The sequence below is a fragment of the Microvirga sp. KLBC 81 genome (genome assembly GCF_003075415.1).
Taxonomy (GTDB): domain Bacteria; phylum Pseudomonadota; class Alphaproteobacteria; order Rhizobiales; family Beijerinckiaceae; genus Microvirga.
Map to the genome: position 1 here is coordinate 214,294 of NZ_QDAH01000001.1, position 15,003 is coordinate 229,296.

At 61.0% G+C, this 15,003-nt stretch carries 17 protein-coding genes; 6 read left to right on the top strand and 11 right to left on the bottom strand.

Going from position 1 to position 15,003, the window contains the following annotated elements:
* Nucleotides 1-34: 34 nt before the first annotated feature.
* The 3 genes from DC522_RS01025 to DC522_RS01035 all read left to right on the top strand — a co-directional run bounded on the left by DC522_RS01025 (nucleotide 35) and on the right by DC522_RS01035 (nucleotide 2,715).
* Nucleotides 35-1,129, top strand: coding sequence for a methionine ABC transporter ATP-binding protein (locus tag DC522_RS01025; RefSeq protein ID WP_116526828.1), 1,095 nt, complete (start codon nucleotides 35-37; stop codon nucleotides 1,127-1,129).
* Complete coding sequence (locus DC522_RS01030) at nucleotides 1,119-1,784, top strand: methionine ABC transporter permease (protein ID WP_116526829.1); 666 nt, start codon at nucleotides 1,119-1,121, stop codon at nucleotides 1,782-1,784. The genes DC522_RS01025 and DC522_RS01030 overlap by 11 nt, the downstream gene beginning before the upstream one ends.
* A 145-nt stretch (nucleotides 1,785-1,929) precedes the next feature.
* On the top strand, nucleotides 1,930-2,715 hold the full coding sequence (locus DC522_RS01035) for a MetQ/NlpA family ABC transporter substrate-binding protein (RefSeq protein WP_116526830.1): 786 nt from the start codon (nucleotides 1,930-1,932) through the stop codon (nucleotides 2,713-2,715).
* A gap of 204 nt (nucleotides 2,716-2,919) precedes the next feature.
* Here DC522_RS01035 and DC522_RS01040 read toward each other — a convergent pair whose 3' ends face one another.
* Together DC522_RS01040 and DC522_RS01045 are read right to left on the bottom strand one after the other, a co-directional pair.
* The gene (locus DC522_RS01040; protein WP_116526831.1) at nucleotides 2,920-3,969 is read right to left on the bottom strand and encodes a sensor histidine kinase; all 1,050 of its coding nucleotides are present in this window, start codon (nucleotides 3,967-3,969) and stop codon (nucleotides 2,920-2,922) included.
* A 167-nt stretch (nucleotides 3,970-4,136) separates the two neighbouring features.
* Nucleotides 4,137-5,216, bottom strand: a complete 1,080-nt coding sequence (locus DC522_RS01045) for a flavodoxin family protein (RefSeq protein ID WP_116526832.1) — start codon at nucleotides 5,214-5,216, stop codon at nucleotides 4,137-4,139.
* 160 nt (nucleotides 5,217-5,376) lie between these two features.
* On the opposite strand from DC522_RS01045, the gene DC522_RS01050 reads away from it, so the two are divergent.
* Nucleotides 5,377-6,204 (top strand): aldo/keto reductase, encoded by an 828-nt coding sequence (locus DC522_RS01050; protein WP_116526833.1) that lies wholly within the window; start codon nucleotides 5,377-5,379, stop codon nucleotides 6,202-6,204.
* A gap of 8 nt (nucleotides 6,205-6,212) precedes the next feature.
* Here DC522_RS01050 and DC522_RS01055 read toward each other — a convergent pair whose 3' ends face one another.
* The 5 genes from DC522_RS01055 to DC522_RS01075 all read right to left on the bottom strand — a co-directional run bounded on the left by DC522_RS01055 (nucleotide 6,213) and on the right by DC522_RS01075 (nucleotide 9,188).
* Nucleotides 6,213-7,022 (bottom strand): anti-sigma factor, encoded by an 810-nt coding sequence (locus DC522_RS01055; RefSeq protein ID WP_116526834.1) that lies wholly within the window; start codon nucleotides 7,020-7,022, stop codon nucleotides 6,213-6,215.
* Nucleotides 7,019-7,528: an RNA polymerase sigma factor gene (locus DC522_RS01060; RefSeq protein ID WP_116526835.1), complete on the bottom strand. Its 510-nt coding sequence runs from the start codon at nucleotides 7,526-7,528 to the stop codon at nucleotides 7,019-7,021. The genes DC522_RS01055 and DC522_RS01060 overlap by 4 nt, the downstream gene beginning before the upstream one ends.
* Before the next feature lie 60 nt (nucleotides 7,529-7,588).
* Entirely contained in the window at nucleotides 7,589-7,975 is a 387-nt protein-coding gene (locus DC522_RS01065) for a hypothetical protein (protein ID WP_116526836.1), read from the bottom strand.
* An 82-nt stretch (nucleotides 7,976-8,057) separates the two neighbouring features.
* Entirely contained in the window at nucleotides 8,058-8,606 is a 549-nt protein-coding gene (locus DC522_RS01070; RefSeq protein ID WP_116526837.1) for a VOC family protein, read from the bottom strand.
* A 90-nt stretch (nucleotides 8,607-8,696) separates the two neighbouring features.
* Complete coding sequence (locus DC522_RS01075; RefSeq protein WP_245443889.1) at nucleotides 8,697-9,188, bottom strand: MarR family winged helix-turn-helix transcriptional regulator; 492 nt, start codon at nucleotides 9,186-9,188, stop codon at nucleotides 8,697-8,699.
* Nucleotides 9,189-9,249: 61 nt separating this feature from the next.
* Between DC522_RS01075 and DC522_RS01080 the strand changes: the two genes are divergently transcribed.
* Nucleotides 9,250-9,702 (top strand): DoxX family protein, encoded by a 453-nt coding sequence (locus DC522_RS01080; RefSeq protein ID WP_116526839.1) that lies wholly within the window; start codon nucleotides 9,250-9,252, stop codon nucleotides 9,700-9,702.
* A gap of 73 nt (nucleotides 9,703-9,775) precedes the next feature.
* Here the strand turns inward: DC522_RS01080 and DC522_RS37065 are convergent, their stop codons facing one another.
* The 3 genes from DC522_RS37065 to groES form a co-directional block, all read right to left on the bottom strand.
* Entirely contained in the window at nucleotides 9,776-11,410 is a 1,635-nt protein-coding gene (locus DC522_RS37065; protein ID WP_305777704.1) for a calcium-binding protein, read from the bottom strand.
* A gap of 131 nt (nucleotides 11,411-11,541) precedes the next feature.
* Complete coding sequence (gene groL / locus DC522_RS01100; RefSeq protein ID WP_116526843.1) at nucleotides 11,542-13,188, bottom strand: chaperonin GroEL; 1,647 nt, start codon at nucleotides 13,186-13,188, stop codon at nucleotides 11,542-11,544.
* Between the two features lie 55 nt (nucleotides 13,189-13,243).
* Complete coding sequence (gene groES / locus DC522_RS01105; protein WP_047190654.1) at nucleotides 13,244-13,531, bottom strand: co-chaperone GroES; 288 nt, start codon at nucleotides 13,529-13,531, stop codon at nucleotides 13,244-13,246.
* A gap of 176 nt (nucleotides 13,532-13,707) precedes the next feature.
* On the opposite strand from groES, the gene DC522_RS01110 reads away from it, so the two are divergent.
* A complete protein-coding gene (locus DC522_RS01110; RefSeq protein WP_116526844.1) occupies nucleotides 13,708-14,121 on the top strand; it encodes a DUF3806 domain-containing protein in 414 nt (137 codons plus the stop codon).
* 6 nt (nucleotides 14,122-14,127) lie between these two features.
* Here the strand turns inward: DC522_RS01110 and DC522_RS01115 are convergent, their stop codons facing one another.
* On the bottom strand, nucleotides 14,128-14,973 hold the full coding sequence (locus DC522_RS01115; protein ID WP_116526845.1) for a DMT family transporter: 846 nt from the start codon (nucleotides 14,971-14,973) through the stop codon (nucleotides 14,128-14,130).
* Nucleotides 14,974-15,003 lie beyond the last annotated feature (30 nt).

A 15,003-nucleotide genomic window follows, 5' to 3' on the forward strand; every position in this document is an offset into this window, starting at 1 on the left:
GTATCCACTCATGAGACGACCGTAAAGCGACCCTATGAACGCCCCTCTCGGATATCTCGGCGACCAGCCGTCGCAACGCCTGATCCCGGCGGAGCCTATCGTGCGCCTCGAGAAGATCTCGAAGACCTTTCCCGGCCGCGACGGCCAGCCCGTCACGGCCCTGCGCGAGATCGACCTCGCCGTACCTAAAGGTTCGATCCTCGGGGTGATCGGCCGCTCCGGTGCCGGCAAGTCCACCCTGATCCGCCTGGTGAACGGGCTGGAGAAGCCCAGCTCCGGCAAGGTGATCGTGGACGGCGCGAACATTGCCGCGCTGCCCGAATCCGAGCTTCGCCATGCCCGCCGTTCCATCGGCATGATCTTCCAGCACTTCAACCTGCTCTCCTCCCGCACGGCGGCGGAGAACATCGCGCTGCCTCTCGAGGTGGCGGGCTATGACAAGGCTAAGATCAAGGCGCGGGTGGAAGAGCTTCTGGCCCTCGTCGGCCTCTCGGACAAGCGCAACCGTTATCCGTCCGAACTGTCAGGCGGCCAGAAGCAGCGTGTGGGTATTGCCCGTGCGCTTGCCACGAAGCCGAAAGTTCTGCTCTCGGACGAGGCCACCTCCGCGCTCGATCCGGAAACCACCCGCTCCATTCTGGATCTGCTCGCGCGCATCAACGCGGAGCTCGGCCTCACCATTCTGCTCATCACCCATGAGATGGCGGTGATCCGCAACATCGCCCGCGAGGTGGCGGTGATCGAGGGCGGACGCATCGTCGAGCAGGGTGACGTGTTCGAGGTGTTCACGCGTCCGCAGCATGAAGTCACGCGCTCCTTCCTCGGCGACGAAGCCGGCCGCGCACTGCCGCCTTATGTGCAGAAGCGCCTGCAGAAGGAGGCGACGCCGGACAGCCAGACTGTCATCCGCATCGGCTTCCGCGGCCCGCATGCGACCGATCCCGTTCTGGCGCGTCTCGCACGCGAGGAGGGCATTGAAGCCAACATCCTTTCCGGTGCTGTGGACGAGATTGCTGGCCGCCCGTTCGGCACTCTCGTGGTCAGCGTGCCGGCAGCCGCTTCGCTAAAGACGCTCGATTTCCTGAAACAGCACGGTCTCGATACGGAGGTGCTCGGCCATGTCGCCTGAGATGATCCGCCTCATCGCCAATTCCACCGGCGAAACCCTCTACATGGTCGGCGTCTCGGCGCTGATCGCCACGCTGTTCGGCCTGCCGCTCGGCGTGTATCTCGCCACCAGCGGCAAGGGTGAGCTGTTCGCGGCTCCCTGGGTGAACCGTATTCTCGGGGTCATCGTCAACGCCACGCGCTCGACGCCCTTCATCATTCTCGTCGTTGCGATCATCCCCTTCACCCGCCTGATTGCGGGTACTTCCATCGGCACCAATGCGGCCATCGTGCCGCTGACGATTGCCGCAACGCCTTTCATCGCGCGTCTCATCGAGGGCGCCATCCGCGAGGTGGATCAGGGGCTCGTGGAAGCCGCGCGCGCCTTCGGCGCAACGCCGCTGCAGATCGTGCTGAAGGTTCTGATCCCCGAAGCCCTGCCCGGCATCGTGCTGGGACTCACGCTCGCCATCGTCTCGCTCTTGGGCTTCTCGGCGATGGTGGGTGCCGTCGGCGGCGGTGGTCTTGGCGATCTCGGCATCCGCTACGGCTATCAACGCTTCATGCCGGAAATGATGCTCGCCGTCGTCGTGGTTCTCATCGTGCTCGTGCAGGCCGTGCAGAGCATCGGTGACCGCCTCGCCCGACGCCTCAACAAGCGCATCCGCCACAGCTGATCTTTAGCGCATCGTGCGGAAAAGTGGACCCGGTTTTCCGCTCTCAACGATGCGCTCATCAAAGAAGGAAGCATCGGATGGGCCCCAACAGTGCAAATCCACTTTTGGGTCCGATGCTCTCAGGACACGCACAAGGAGTACCCTCATGTCCCTGAAGAAACTGGGCCTCGTCGCCCTCCTCTCCCTCGCAGCTCTTCCGGCAGCAGCACAGACGCAGACGCTGCGCATCGGCGCCACGCCCGGCCCACATGCGCAGATCCTCGAAGCCGTGAAGCCGATTGCGGCGCAGAAGGGCCTCGACATCAAGATCGTCGAGTTCTCCGATTACGTGGTGCCGAACGAGGCTCTCTCCTCGGGTGAGCTGGAGGCCAACTCCTTCCAGCACCAGCCCTACCTGGATAACCAGAAGGAAACCCGCGGCTACAAGATCGAGACCGTCGCGCAGACCGTGAACTTCCCGATCGGCATCTACTCCAGGAAGCACAAGGCCTTCGACGCGCTGCCGAGCGGCGCGAGCATTGCGATCCCGAACGATCCGACCAATGGCGGCCGCGCCCTCCTGCTGCTGCAGGACAAGGGACTGCTCAAGCTGAAGGAAGGTGTCGGCTTCAAGCCGACGATCCTCGATATCACCGAGAACAAGAAGAACCTGAAGTTCACCGAGATCGACGCCGCGCAGGCTCCGCGCGTGCTCGATGATGTGGATGCCGCCGTCATCAACACCAACTACGCCACGCAGGCTGGTCTCGATCCGGTGAAGGACGCGCTGACCCGCGAGAATCCGAAGGGTCCTTACGTGAACATCATCGCCGTGCGCGCTGAGGACAAGGACAAGCCCTGGGTGAAGACTCTCGTCGAAGCCTATCGTTCGCCCGAGGTGAAGAAGTTCGTCGAAGAGAAGTTCAAGGGCGCCGTTCTCACGAGCTGGTAAGCCGATTCCTTGTCCTGAATGATCAGGCCGGGCTATTGCCCGGCCTTTTTCATGTTTGCGCAACAGGCTCTCGTCGCCGGACAATGCTCTACAGCATCGGACGTGAAAAGTGGATTTGCACTTTTGGGACTCATCCGATGCTCATTCTCTAGAGTAGCGTATCGTTGGGCGCGGAAAACCGGGTCCACTGTTCCGCACGATGCGCTAGAGCGGGAGCATTGCAGCAATCCGGCTTGGTGCAACGCTCACTCCTGCACTGCTTTCGCCAATCACGATCTTGCCGCCGCGAGCCTGGATGAGGGATGCGATCATGCGCATGCCGAGGCCCGTGCCATCTCGCATGGGATCGAAGCCGTTCGGGAATCCGTCACCATCGTCGTCGATGGCAATTTCCAAACCTGCATCGTCTTTCGCGAGATGAACCCTGATATGCCCGGCTCCATGCTTGATGGAGTTGGTAACGGCTTCGGCAGCAATAAGACCAAGTGCAACGAGAAGGTCTGCCTTCAAGATCATTGAACCAAGATCGCAGGCATTGAGCACGATTTGACGATCCGACGCCTCTCCCAAGGCTATGCGTAAGTCGGCAATCACACCTTCCATATAGGCCCGCGCATCGCCCTCGACCGCGGAGCTTTCCATTTGCAGGCGGGAGTGAAGCGTGCTGATCGTCCCGATCCGGGCGGAGGCTTCCCGCAACTGGTGGCGCGCAGCGTCATTCTCCGCTGTGCGCGCCTGGAGCTTCAACAGGCCTTGAACGAGCTGCAGGCTGTTGGCGACCCGATGATGAGCTTCGCGTATCAGCAGCTCTTTCTCAGCGAGGAGCCTCTCGCGTTGGTCCTCCAGACGACGCCGCTCGGTGACATCCCGCGCGATCACCATGGCGGCTTGCGGCGCCACCCAGGGAACGCGCCTTGCCGCAACCTCCACCTTGATCTCCGAACCGTCCATCCGCCTCCAGATCTGATCGACTAAAGGCGTCGAGGATACTTCGTCCACATGGCGCATGCGCTCCTGCACGAATGCCCGGGATGAGCCGGCCACGAAATCCCGGACGAGGGAACCTACGATCTGTTCAGGGGACGACAGGCCAACAAGATCAGCCATGGCACGATTGGCGACGATGACGACCTCGCCGTCATGCACCATAAGAGCATCGGGGCAGAGCTCGATCAGCGCGCGATAATTCCGATCGCTCGGATGTGCAAGAATAGTACCGGGCTTCTGGTGGCCCCGCTCGAAAGCATTCTGCATGAGCCGCTCCCCCAGATCACGGTCTCTTTGATGCTGCGCAAGTTGAACGCTTCGCCACAGCACGCGGGAAATAGATTATCCTAACATCGATATCCTGCCAGAATTATTTCGAGGTAGAGCTTCTTCAGAAGAGAACAGTTTACTTCTGAACCCTGCTCGATATCCGCCTACTTCTGGCGTGGCTCTTGCAAACGCTTGCCGGCCTCTGCCCAGTGCCCTGCTCTCTTCGATCTGACGGCATCGAGAAGAGTCCACGCAGCGTTGCGTATTTCCGCCTGCACATCGAGATCGCGATCCAGCTCCTCATGGCTGGTGGCATAAGGCTTCCAATAACCGATATAGCGATCGAGTTCGGCAAGGTTGCCGGCAGGTTCAAGATTCATCGCGCGCAGCCAATCCGACAGGCTGCGGCGCACGCCTTCGGTTCCTTCCGCGTCTCCATGCACGATCACGGAGAACAAGCGGTCGGAGAGGTGCCTGGGATAATCCCAGCCTTTCAGCTCCAGCTCCTTCGCCTCCTTCACCTTCTTGCCGTGTGTCGACGTCGGGTCAGGATTGCCGCCATCGGCGCAGACAAGTCGATCCATCATCAGCTTCAGTGGAGAGGAGACCTGATACCAGTTCACAGGCGTGACGATCATGATCCCGTGCGCCTCCACCCATTTCGGGTAGATCTCGTTCATCCAATCCTGCGTCTGCCCGAGGGAATAATTGGGATAGCAGGAGCACGGCCAGTGGCAGAGCGCGGCTGATGTCGAGAAGCAGGTTTTGCAAGGGTGGATGTGGCGGCCGTATTCGGAGGCCAGGCGGCTGAGATCGAGGATGTCGACCTCCACTTTCTCCGCGCTTGCGATCACCTGCCGCGCGATCTCGACGAGCCGGTAGGTCTTCGACATTTCACCCGGACAGGTGTGCTCGCTGCGCGAGGCCGAGGAGATCAGGAGAAAGCGCGCCGGACCGTTGGGAGCCTCATGTCGCTGCTGCGCACGATCAATCGCCTCCTTTGCTGCGATCCAATCGACCGCAAGATCATAATCGGGATCGGTAAAGCCAGGGCCGGCCTTGCGCGTCCTCGGGCTCTTGCGATGATGGCTGTAGGCATCCCAGGCTGCATCGGCGATGCGCTGCAGTTCTTGGGTCAAGGGCTCGAATGCAGGGTCCTGGAAGGTCTGAAGGAAACGCCTGCGGAACTCGCCTTCATCGAGCGTGGGGTCGGGTGTGCCGGTTCTTGCTTCTGGGATGGACAAAGGGCACTCCCATTTTTAGATCGGATCAGCGCTAAGCTTCGGAACGCAGGCTCACCTGCGCTGGTTCCTCTTGGCGCTGAATGGCCGGTCACGGTTTGTTTATCGAACGTGAGACCCTACCTTTGTCTCGCACCCTTTCATCCCCTTCCAGGAGCAGTCGATGCCGACCACCCCACCCCTTCGCCTGAACGACGGAAACGCGATGCCTCAGCTCGGCTATGGAGTCTGGCGCGTCTCGAACGAGGATGCCGTCGCCTGCGTGACCGATGCCATCAAGGCCGGCTACCGCTCCATCGACACCGCCGCTATCTACGAGAACGAGGAAGGTGTCGGCCAGGCGATTGCCGCCTCCGATGTATCGCGCGACGAGCTCTTCATCACCACCAAGCTGTGGAACGACAAGCGCAACTACGATGCGGCGCTGACCGCTTTCGACGAGAGCCTCAAGCGCCTCAAGCTCGATTTTCTCGATCTCTATCTCATCCACTGGCCGGGCGTCAGCGGAGAAGGCTTTCTCGATGCCTGGCGCGCCCTGATCCGGTTGAAGGAGGAAGGACGTGTGAAATCGATCGGCGTGTCGAATTTCCAGGCAAAGCACCTGCAAAAGCTGATCGATGAGACCGGCATCGCTCCTACCGTGAACCAGATCGAGCTGCATCCGCGCTTCCAGCAGAAGGAGCTGCGCGCCTTCCATACGCAACACGACATCGCCACCGAGTCCTGGGGCCCTCTCGGACAGGGCAGCCTCGTGACCGACGAAAAGCTCGCTGCCATCGGACGCAAATACGGCAAGACGCCCGCCCAGGTGATCCTGCGCTGGCATCTCGAAAACGGTTTCATCGTGATCCCGAAATCGGTCACGCCGTCGCGCATTCGCGAGAACATCGATGTGTTCGACTTCAGTCTCGACGCAGAGGATATGCGCATCATCGAAGCCATGGACGACAGAAACGGCCGCGTCGGCCCGGACCCCGCGGTCTTCGGCTGATCAGGCCATTACAGGCGGCCCCTCGCGGGGTCGCCTGTTGCTTCGAACTGATGATAGATCGCCTCTGCAATCGGCAAAAGCTGTGCTCGATCGGCTTTCGCAGAGACCACATAGGAGAGGCCGTCATCGATCCACAAGAACGCCGAGACGCCATCCCGCGTCTCGAAGCGGAATGCAGTCTCCCCCTCTCCGACACTGGAGCGCACATAAAGCGTGAGGCGATTGCCGCTTCCGTTCTCGTACATGAAGAGCGCCGCGGCCTCGTTGCCTGACGGCAAAAGCCTGCCGCCGATGAGGCGATAGCCTTGGGTATTGAGATCCGGTGCTTTCAATGGCTTCCCGACACGACGCGACAGCCATTGCACGAGGTGCGCTTCCTGATCGCCCGCGACTTCGACGGGATGAAGCCGCTCGGTCACATAAAGGCTGTGAGCGGCGATGGCGCTATGGGCTACAGCCATCTGCGCGGCAGGTTGCGAGGAGCGCTCTGTCCACCACACTCCACCGGCTGCGCCAAGCACTCCGCCGAGCGCAAGCCAGACAAGAGCTGCAGCTATTCTCTGAAAGCGGGCGATTTTCGGCTGACGTTGCGCGGCGATAATATTGGCGACGCGCAACCGCGCAGGGATCGGCTCCTGCACCTTGAAGGCAAGGCGCGCGCGCAAAACATCGCGCTGCTCGATCTCACGCTGAACCTGTTCGGCCCTTGCCGGGTCGGATGCCAGATAGGCTTTGACCGTCTCATACCGTGAAGGCTCGAGCCTTCCATCGACGAAAGCCTGCAGGTCGTCCTCACCGATGGGTCGCTCACCCGTCACTTCACTCTCCTCAAAACGGCATTGCGTCCGTTTTCCATGAACTCCCTCAAGCGTCCGCGCGCCCGGCTCAGGCGCGACATCACTGTGCCAAGTGGAACGCCCAGAGCCTGTGCGGCCTGCTCGTAGGAAAGATCCTCGACACCCACGAGCAGAAGCACCGACCGCTGTTCCTCCGGCAAAGCGTCAAGACCCGCCAGAACATCGCGAAAGCCCACGTGGCTCTCCGGCGATTCCGTCGACGCCGGTGCATGCTCAAGCGCCTCGACGCCAACTTGAACGCCATGGCTCTTGCGCTGGCGTACAGAGTTGAGAAACAGGTTGCGTTCGATCGCGAAGAGCCACGCCTTCAGATCCCCGTCGCGGCGGCGCTGGCTCCAGTGGCGGATCGCCCGCTCCAGCGTGTCCTGAACGAGATCGTCAGCTGCTTCATCGTCGCGCAGAAGCGCCCAGGCATAGCGGCGCAAGCCTGGGATCTGCGGCTCGAGAAGAGAGGCGATCTCGTCCACGGTCAAACTCTCGTAAGGCCCTGCATCATCAAAGAGGATGCCTGCTCTTTCCGGCAAGGTCTATGGTTGCGCCACATGCCAGACATTGTTGACGCCATCGCCCGTGACCTCGCCGGGCTTGGTGTCCTTCACCCAAAGGTAAAGCGGCTTGCCCTTGTAGGCCCATTGCTTGGAGCCGTCGTCGCGGGTGACCACGCTCCAGTCGCCGGAGGCGGAGGCACCTGCCGCAGCCATGAGCGGCGGCCAGTTCTGGGCGCATTGGCCATTGCAGTTGGACTTGCCGGCCGCGTCGCGGTCGAATGTGTAGAGCGTCATGCCCTTGGCATCGACAAGGGCCTTGCCCTTGCTCGTATCAGCCACTTTCGCGGGAGCAGCCGCTTGAGCAAGCACACCTGTGGCGGCGATGAGAACGCCGGCGAAAAGGGCAGAACTGAAAAGCAGCTTCATGGGTGTCCTCCTGACGGTCGTGATGACCACGCCTTAAAGACACGCCTCACCAGGCAATATTCCAGGTACGACAGAATTTTCTTCAACGTCCCACCGCGTTGAAGCCATTCTCGTCGACGGGCTCCCGCAGCTCGATCCTGTGGCGGCCGTTGTCGCGGATCTGCGCCGTGCGATAGCGGCCATCGAGCTCATCCGCCGGGTCCTGGAGCACCTCCACGCCCGCCTTTCGCAACCGTTCGATCTCCTCGTCGACATCAGGCACGAGGAAAGAGACGACGGGCACGCGCGTCACCTCGACACCCCCTGTGGCATGAGGATCCTGACCCTGCGGCAGCAGGTGATCGACCTCAGTGACTTCCAACAGAAAGCCGCTTCGCTCCAGAACGGCCGTTCGCCCCTGTACGAAGTTCTGGCTTGTGATCAACCGGAAGCCGAGCATGTTCTCATACCAGCGTAGGCTCTCTTCAAAGTCTGGCGTCCGGATGGAGGTGGAGCTGGAACGCGAGGTCGAAGCCGACTGCGCCCAGGCAAAAGGCAATTCGGCAAGGATGAAAGTTGCGGTTGGCAGGATGGCAAGGCCCGCCAGGATGCTGCGCCGCAGGCCGGTGAATGAAGAAGAGCATGTCGTCACGGGGCATCCCTCATGGGCGGCAAAAAACTTAGCCGTCTTCTCCCATGAACGCCCGTCAGTCCAGTTCGTTCTTGGCCCTGATCCTTCTTCCTAATCCTTCTTGGGCCGCATCAGCTTCAGCAGCAGAGAGGCCAGTTGCTCCGCCTCCGCCTCGGTCAGCTTGCAACCGACGAAGCGGTTGATGGCCGGACCGTAGACGCCCCACATGCGCCGCTGAAGCGCCCGCCCCTCCTTGGTGATCTCCACCAATTGCCGCCGCTTGTCACCGGGATAGGGGATGCGGCGCACGAGCCCGTCCGCCTCCATGCGGTCCAGAAGCCGAGAGAGGTTGTACTGTTCGAACAATACCGCATCCTCAATCTCCTTCGGGGAGGAACGGCCATCGGGCTGGCGCTTCAAATGCCGGAGCACGTCGTACCACGACAGGCAGGGAAACCCGGCGCCTTTCAGCTCCGCCTCGATCTGGCCCACCACTTCCCTCTCCGCCCGGACCAGGCGGACCCAGGCGTCAGTCACGGCATCTGATGGCTCCTGCACGTCTTGCACCACGGCAAAGCACCTCCTGTTTCTATGCAATTTCATCATATTTGACATTTTCATGCAAGTGCATATGAATATTCATGCATCTGCATGGAGTTTCCCGATGTCGAACAACACCACCTCTTCCAGCACCGCCCATGGCGTTCTCCTCCTCCGCGTCTCTCTGGGCATCATGTTCATCGCCCACAGCCTGGTCCTGAAGTACATGACCTTCACCCTGGCGGGCACGGCGCAGTATTTCGAGTCCCTCGGCCTGCCGGCCTTCCTGGCCTATGCCACGTTCTTCGCCGAGCTCATCGGCGGCATCCTGCTGGTCCTCGGCGTCCAGAGCCGCTGGGTAGCGCTTGCCCTCCTGCCGGTCCTGGCAGGAGCCACCTGGGTCCATATCGGCAACGGCTGGGTCTTCTCCGCCCCTGGCGGCGGCTGGGAATATCCGCTGTACCTGATCGTGCTCTCGGTGGCGCAGGCCCTGCTGGGCGATGGCGCCTACGCTCTGAGCCCGTCGACCCGCCTGCCGCTTCTCTCCGGTTCGGCTTCGCTGAAGCCTGCCGTTTAAAATTCTGCATCACACAAACAAAAAGGCCCCGGAGAAATCCGGGGCCTTTATAATGAAAGCGATGTGATCAGCATCACGCGATGAGGAAGTCGTCTGCGTTCAGCAGCGTCTTCGGGTTGAGCTGAGCGAACTTGACGGCGGCGTATTTCGTGTCCGAGCCGTCCGCATCATAGGACAGGGCTCCCGTCTTCTCGTTGAAGATGATGCGGTCGCTCTTGTGATGAGCCTTCGCTCCGATACAGAAGGCGTCTTCTGACAAGATGCCCTTCTTAAGCTTGCTGAAGATCGCCTTCGACAGCCTGATCGTGTCGTCGGAATGCTTGAAGTCCACAAGCCAATCGACATTCTTGGGACTCAGCTTGCTGCTGAACGCAAACGTGTCCTGCCCGTCGCCGCCGGTCAGCCTGTCGTTGCCAAGGCCGCCATTGAGGTAGTCGTTCCCTTTTCCGCCGATCAGACCATCTGCTTTCTTGCCGCCCTTGAATGTGAGATTCTTAATCACCGGTGCGGCGGGAGGAGTGGTTGGTATCGAAGGTGTGGCAGGTACGGTTGGCAAGGTGAAGATCGTGTCGCTGAAGAGCGCGAAGTCGACATCAGTGAGCACATCCACACCGTCGCCGGAGGCGCGATTGTCGGAAATGATCACCTCGCCGCCTCGACCGACTGTGATGGTATAATCCGAGAGGCGGCCGGTGAATGTGGCAAAGTCCGTGCCACTGCCGCCCAGATGGCTGTCGTTGCCGGCTCCACCGTTGAGAAGATCGTTCCCACCCTGGCCGTCCAGCGTGTCGTTGCCGGCCGCGCCGACGAGGACATTGGTGACGTCGTTACCGATGAAGACATCAGCGAAGCTGCCACCGCTGAGGTTCTCGATATTCTGGATGGTATCCCAAGCGTGGCTGCCGGTCTGCTGCTTCGTGGTAATCCTCAGATCGACCGTGGTCTGGAAATCGTAGACCAGCGTATCGATGCCGCCGCCGCCATCGACGACGTTGGTGTTCGCTCCCAGCACAAACGTCTCGGAACCCTCGCCGCCATAGGCAATGTCGTTCCCCGATGCGAAGCGCACGACTCCCGAGATCGTGCCACCACGGCCGTCATAGGTATGCGTCGGTGGACCGGCGGGTTCTATCCAGCTATTTCCGCCAAGAATAACGTCTCCTTCAATCCGCCCACTGTTCGTGACAACATTGGAGCCGTAGAGAGCGCCATAAATAGCCACACCACCAGTCCCTTTGATCAGGCCCGTATTGTTGATGGTCAGGTACTGATCCGAAAAAGAGGCTTCGATCCCAATATCACCTACGATCTTGCCGGAATTCGAGACGATATTTTCGTCAGCCTCCAGGCGAACCCCATACACTCCCCCGCTGATAAAGCCTGCATTGATCAGGGTATTGGGCCTGCCGGGTTCGTTTTCTCCATAGAGATACACGCCGTCCGCTGCACCCGTAATCGAACCAGCAGCTCCAACATTGATGAGGCCCTGGATGCCGACCGCCGAACACCGTTCGCTGTGGACACGACCATCAATCAGCAAGGTGTTATCCCAATAGCCAGAGATTGCTAACGAGCCTTCACCATAAGCGGCAATCTCCGCTCCAGCCTTGAGGATGACGGTTTCACCGACTCCCAAGGTGAGGGCGTCTTCATTGTCTCCATGGGTGGGAGGCAACGGATTGGATGGATCGATGATGTGAACGGCCATACTCTCCTCCCCTTGTAGGCATATAAACTTATATATAACATTATAATGTTTGGCAAGAGTAATTTGTAATAAAAAAAGCCCCGGAGCTTCCCCCGGGACTTTTTATTGCTGAACGACGCGAGGACGAGGACTTAGAAGTCCATGCCGCCCATGCCGCCCATGCCGCCGCCGGGCATCGCGGGAGCGCTTTCGCGCTTCGGAGCGTCGGCGACCATGGCCTCGGTGGTGACCAGGAGGCCGGCCACGGAGGCGGCATCCTGCAGAGCCGTGCGGACGACCTTCGCCGGATCGACGATACCGGCCTGGAGCATGTCCACGAACTCTTCCGTCTGAGCGTTGAAGCCGAAGGTCTCGGACTTCGTGTTGTCGTTGATCTTGCCGACCACGATCGAGCCTTCGACGCCGGCGTTCTCGGCGATCTGGCGGATCGGAGCCTCAAGAGCGCGCAGCACGATCTTGATGCCGGCCTGAACGTCCGGATTGTCGGTCGCGAGCTTGGAAACCGCAGCCTTGGCGCGGAGCAGAGCCGTGCCGCCGCCGGGAACGATGCCCTCTTCCACCGCAGCGCGGGTGGCGTTGAGCGCGTCATCAACGCGGTCCTTCTTCTCCTTCACCTCGACCTCGGTCGCGCCACCGACGCGGATCACCGCGACGCCGCCGGCCAGCTTGGCGAGGCGCTCCTGCAGCTTCTCCCGGTCGTAGTCCGAGGTGGTCTCCTCGATCTGCGCCTTGATCTGAGCCACGCGCGCCTCGATGTCCTGCTTCTTGCCGGCGCCATCGATGATCGTGGTGTTCTCCTTGTCGATGCGGACACGCTTGGCGCGGCCGAGCATCGGGAGCGACACGGTCTCGAGCTTGATGCCGAGATCTTCGGAGATCGTCTGACCGGCGGTCAGGGTCGCGATGTCCTCGAGCATCGCCTTGCGGCGGTCGCCGAAGCCCGGAGCCTTCACGGCCGCGATCTTCAGGCCACCCCGCAGCTTGTTGACCACCAGAGTCGCCAAGGCTTCGCCCTCAACGTCCTCGGCGATGATGAGCAGCGGCTTGCCGGTCTGCACGACAGCCTCGAGGATCGGCAGCATGGGCTGAAGCGAGGAGAGCTTCTTCTCGTGGATGAGGATGTAGGGATCCTCGAGCTCGGCCACCATCTTCTCGGCGTTGGTGATGAAGTACGGCGAGAGATAGCCGCGGTCGAACTGCATGCCCTCGACGATGTCCACGACCGTATCGGCGGTCTTGGCTTCCTCGACGGTGATCACGCCCTCGTTGCCGACCTTTGCCATGGCGTTGGCGATCTCACGGCCGATGAACTCGTCGCCATTGGCGGAAATCGTGCCGACCTGGGCAACTTCGTCGGAGGACTTCACCTTCTTGGCGCGAGCCTGGATGTCCTTCACGGCCTCCGCGGTGGCGAGGTCAATGCCGCGCTTGAGGTCCATCGGGTTCATGCCGGCGGCCACAGCCTTGGCGCCTTCGCGAACGATCGCCTGAGCGAGAACGGTCGCGGTGGTGGTGCCGTCACCGGCGATGTCGTTGGTCTTCGAGGCGACCTCGCGCACCATCTGGGCGCCCATGTTCTCGAACTTGTCGGCAAGCTCGATTTCCTTCGCGACCGTGACACCGTCCTTGGTGATGCGCGGAGCGCCGAAGGACTTCTCGATCACGACGTTGCGGCCCTTCGGGCCGAGGGTGACTTTCACCGCATCGGCGAGGATGTCGACGCCGCGCAGCATCTTTTCGCGGGCTTCGGAAGAAAACTTAACGTCTTTGGCAGCCATAGGCTCAGCCTCCAGTTAAATTGGAAATCGTGTAATGGGGATCGTAGCGGCTTGATCAGCCGACGATGCCCATGATGTCGGATTCCTTCATGATCAGGAGATCCTGACCGTCGATCCGCACCTCGGTGCCGGACCACTTGCCGAACAGAACGCGGTCGCCGGCCTTCACGTCGAGAGCCACGACCTTGCCGGTCTCATCGCGGGCGCCGGGGCCGACGGCGACAACCTCGCCCTCCTGCGGCTTTTCCTTGGCGGTGTCCGGGATGATGATGCCGCCGGCCGTCTTCTCTTCGGCCTCGATGCGGCGGACGACAACACGGTCGTGCAGCGGACGGAACTTCATGGAACTTCCCCTTTGACTGTTAACGCGGCCCCGATGGCCGCGCCCTGGTCTTATCCCTGTTAGCACTGTCGGGAGACGAGTGCTAACGCGGAAGCGAGATAAGGAGGCGCAGAAGGAGAGTCAAGGCGGGCCTATGAACTTGATTAAGCAGTAAAGTTATTCAATAACACTTACTTATGACAAACCAATCTCTCTACCAGCCCCTCTGGAGCACTCACGCTACCCTTCTGGCCGACCGCCGGGCTCGTCTGGCGCGCCTTCTCTCCCCTGTCTCCATCGAGGGCGCACAACGCCTCCTCGACCATGGAGCTGTGGCAGATGATGCCTTCGAGGACCAAGAGGCACTCGGGGTTCTGATCGGGGATGAACTCATCCGCATTGCCGGTTTCGAGTGGGCTACCATCGACGACAGTTATGGGTCTGAACCCGTAGTGGCTCACCCCCACAAGATCGCGGTGATCGCTCCCCTTTCCGCTGTAACTAATCGTTTTGAAGACGGTGACATTCCATTTGACATCCAAGCCTTCATCCAAGAAGCCCTAGCCATCGTCAAAGATGTCGACGCCAAGGACCGCAGTTCTTTGGGATAGCGCTCTCTACCGCCGGGTGGTCAGCATGGCCGCGGCCACGATGAGGAGCCCTCCCCCCAGGGTCGCCAGAGTGGGGATCTCGCTGAACACGCCATAGCCGATCAGAACCGCCCAGAGCAGGGCAGTGTATTCCAGGGGCGCGAGCCGGGCAGCCTCGGCCTTCGCATAGGCGGTTGCCATGAGCACGTGGCCGATGACCCCGAGAACGCCCATGAGCATGAACCAGGCAAGATGCACCACGTTCAGGGGCTGCCAGGCCCAAAGCCCGAAGGGCAGGACGAGAAGAGCCGGGCCGATATTCTGGAAATAGACGATATGCAGGAACTTGTCCCGCTGGGCCCGCTGGCGCAGCAGCACGAGGCTTAAGGCGTAAGTGATGGCAGACAACAGCGCCGCGCCGACGCCCATCCAGGAGCGGGCAGCACCCGCCTCCTCCGTCTGTCCCAGCACGACCACGAGCGTGCCGCCGAAGCCGATGGCGATGGCCGCGACGATCCTCGGATCCACCCGCTCTTTCAGCATGAGCAGTCCGAAGAGCGCGATGAACATCGGCGAGAGGAACGAGAGGACGAGGGTTTCTGCCAGGGGCAATTCGCCAAGCGCATAGAAGAAGCTGACAGCCGTGACGACTGCGATCACGGAGCGCAGCACATTCGCCTGCACCGTCTCGCGGCTCGGCCAGCCCGGTCGCATGACGGCAACCACGCCGGTCGCGACGATGGTCCCACAGATGAAACGCAGGAAGGCGACCTGAAAGGTCGGGTAATAGGCGGACATCCCTTTGATGACCGCATCCATGACGGACAGAACCGCGATGCCTGCGGCTGCCCGAAGGGCGGGACCGTATTTCATTTAAGATCACGACGATGTGAGGCACGAGCT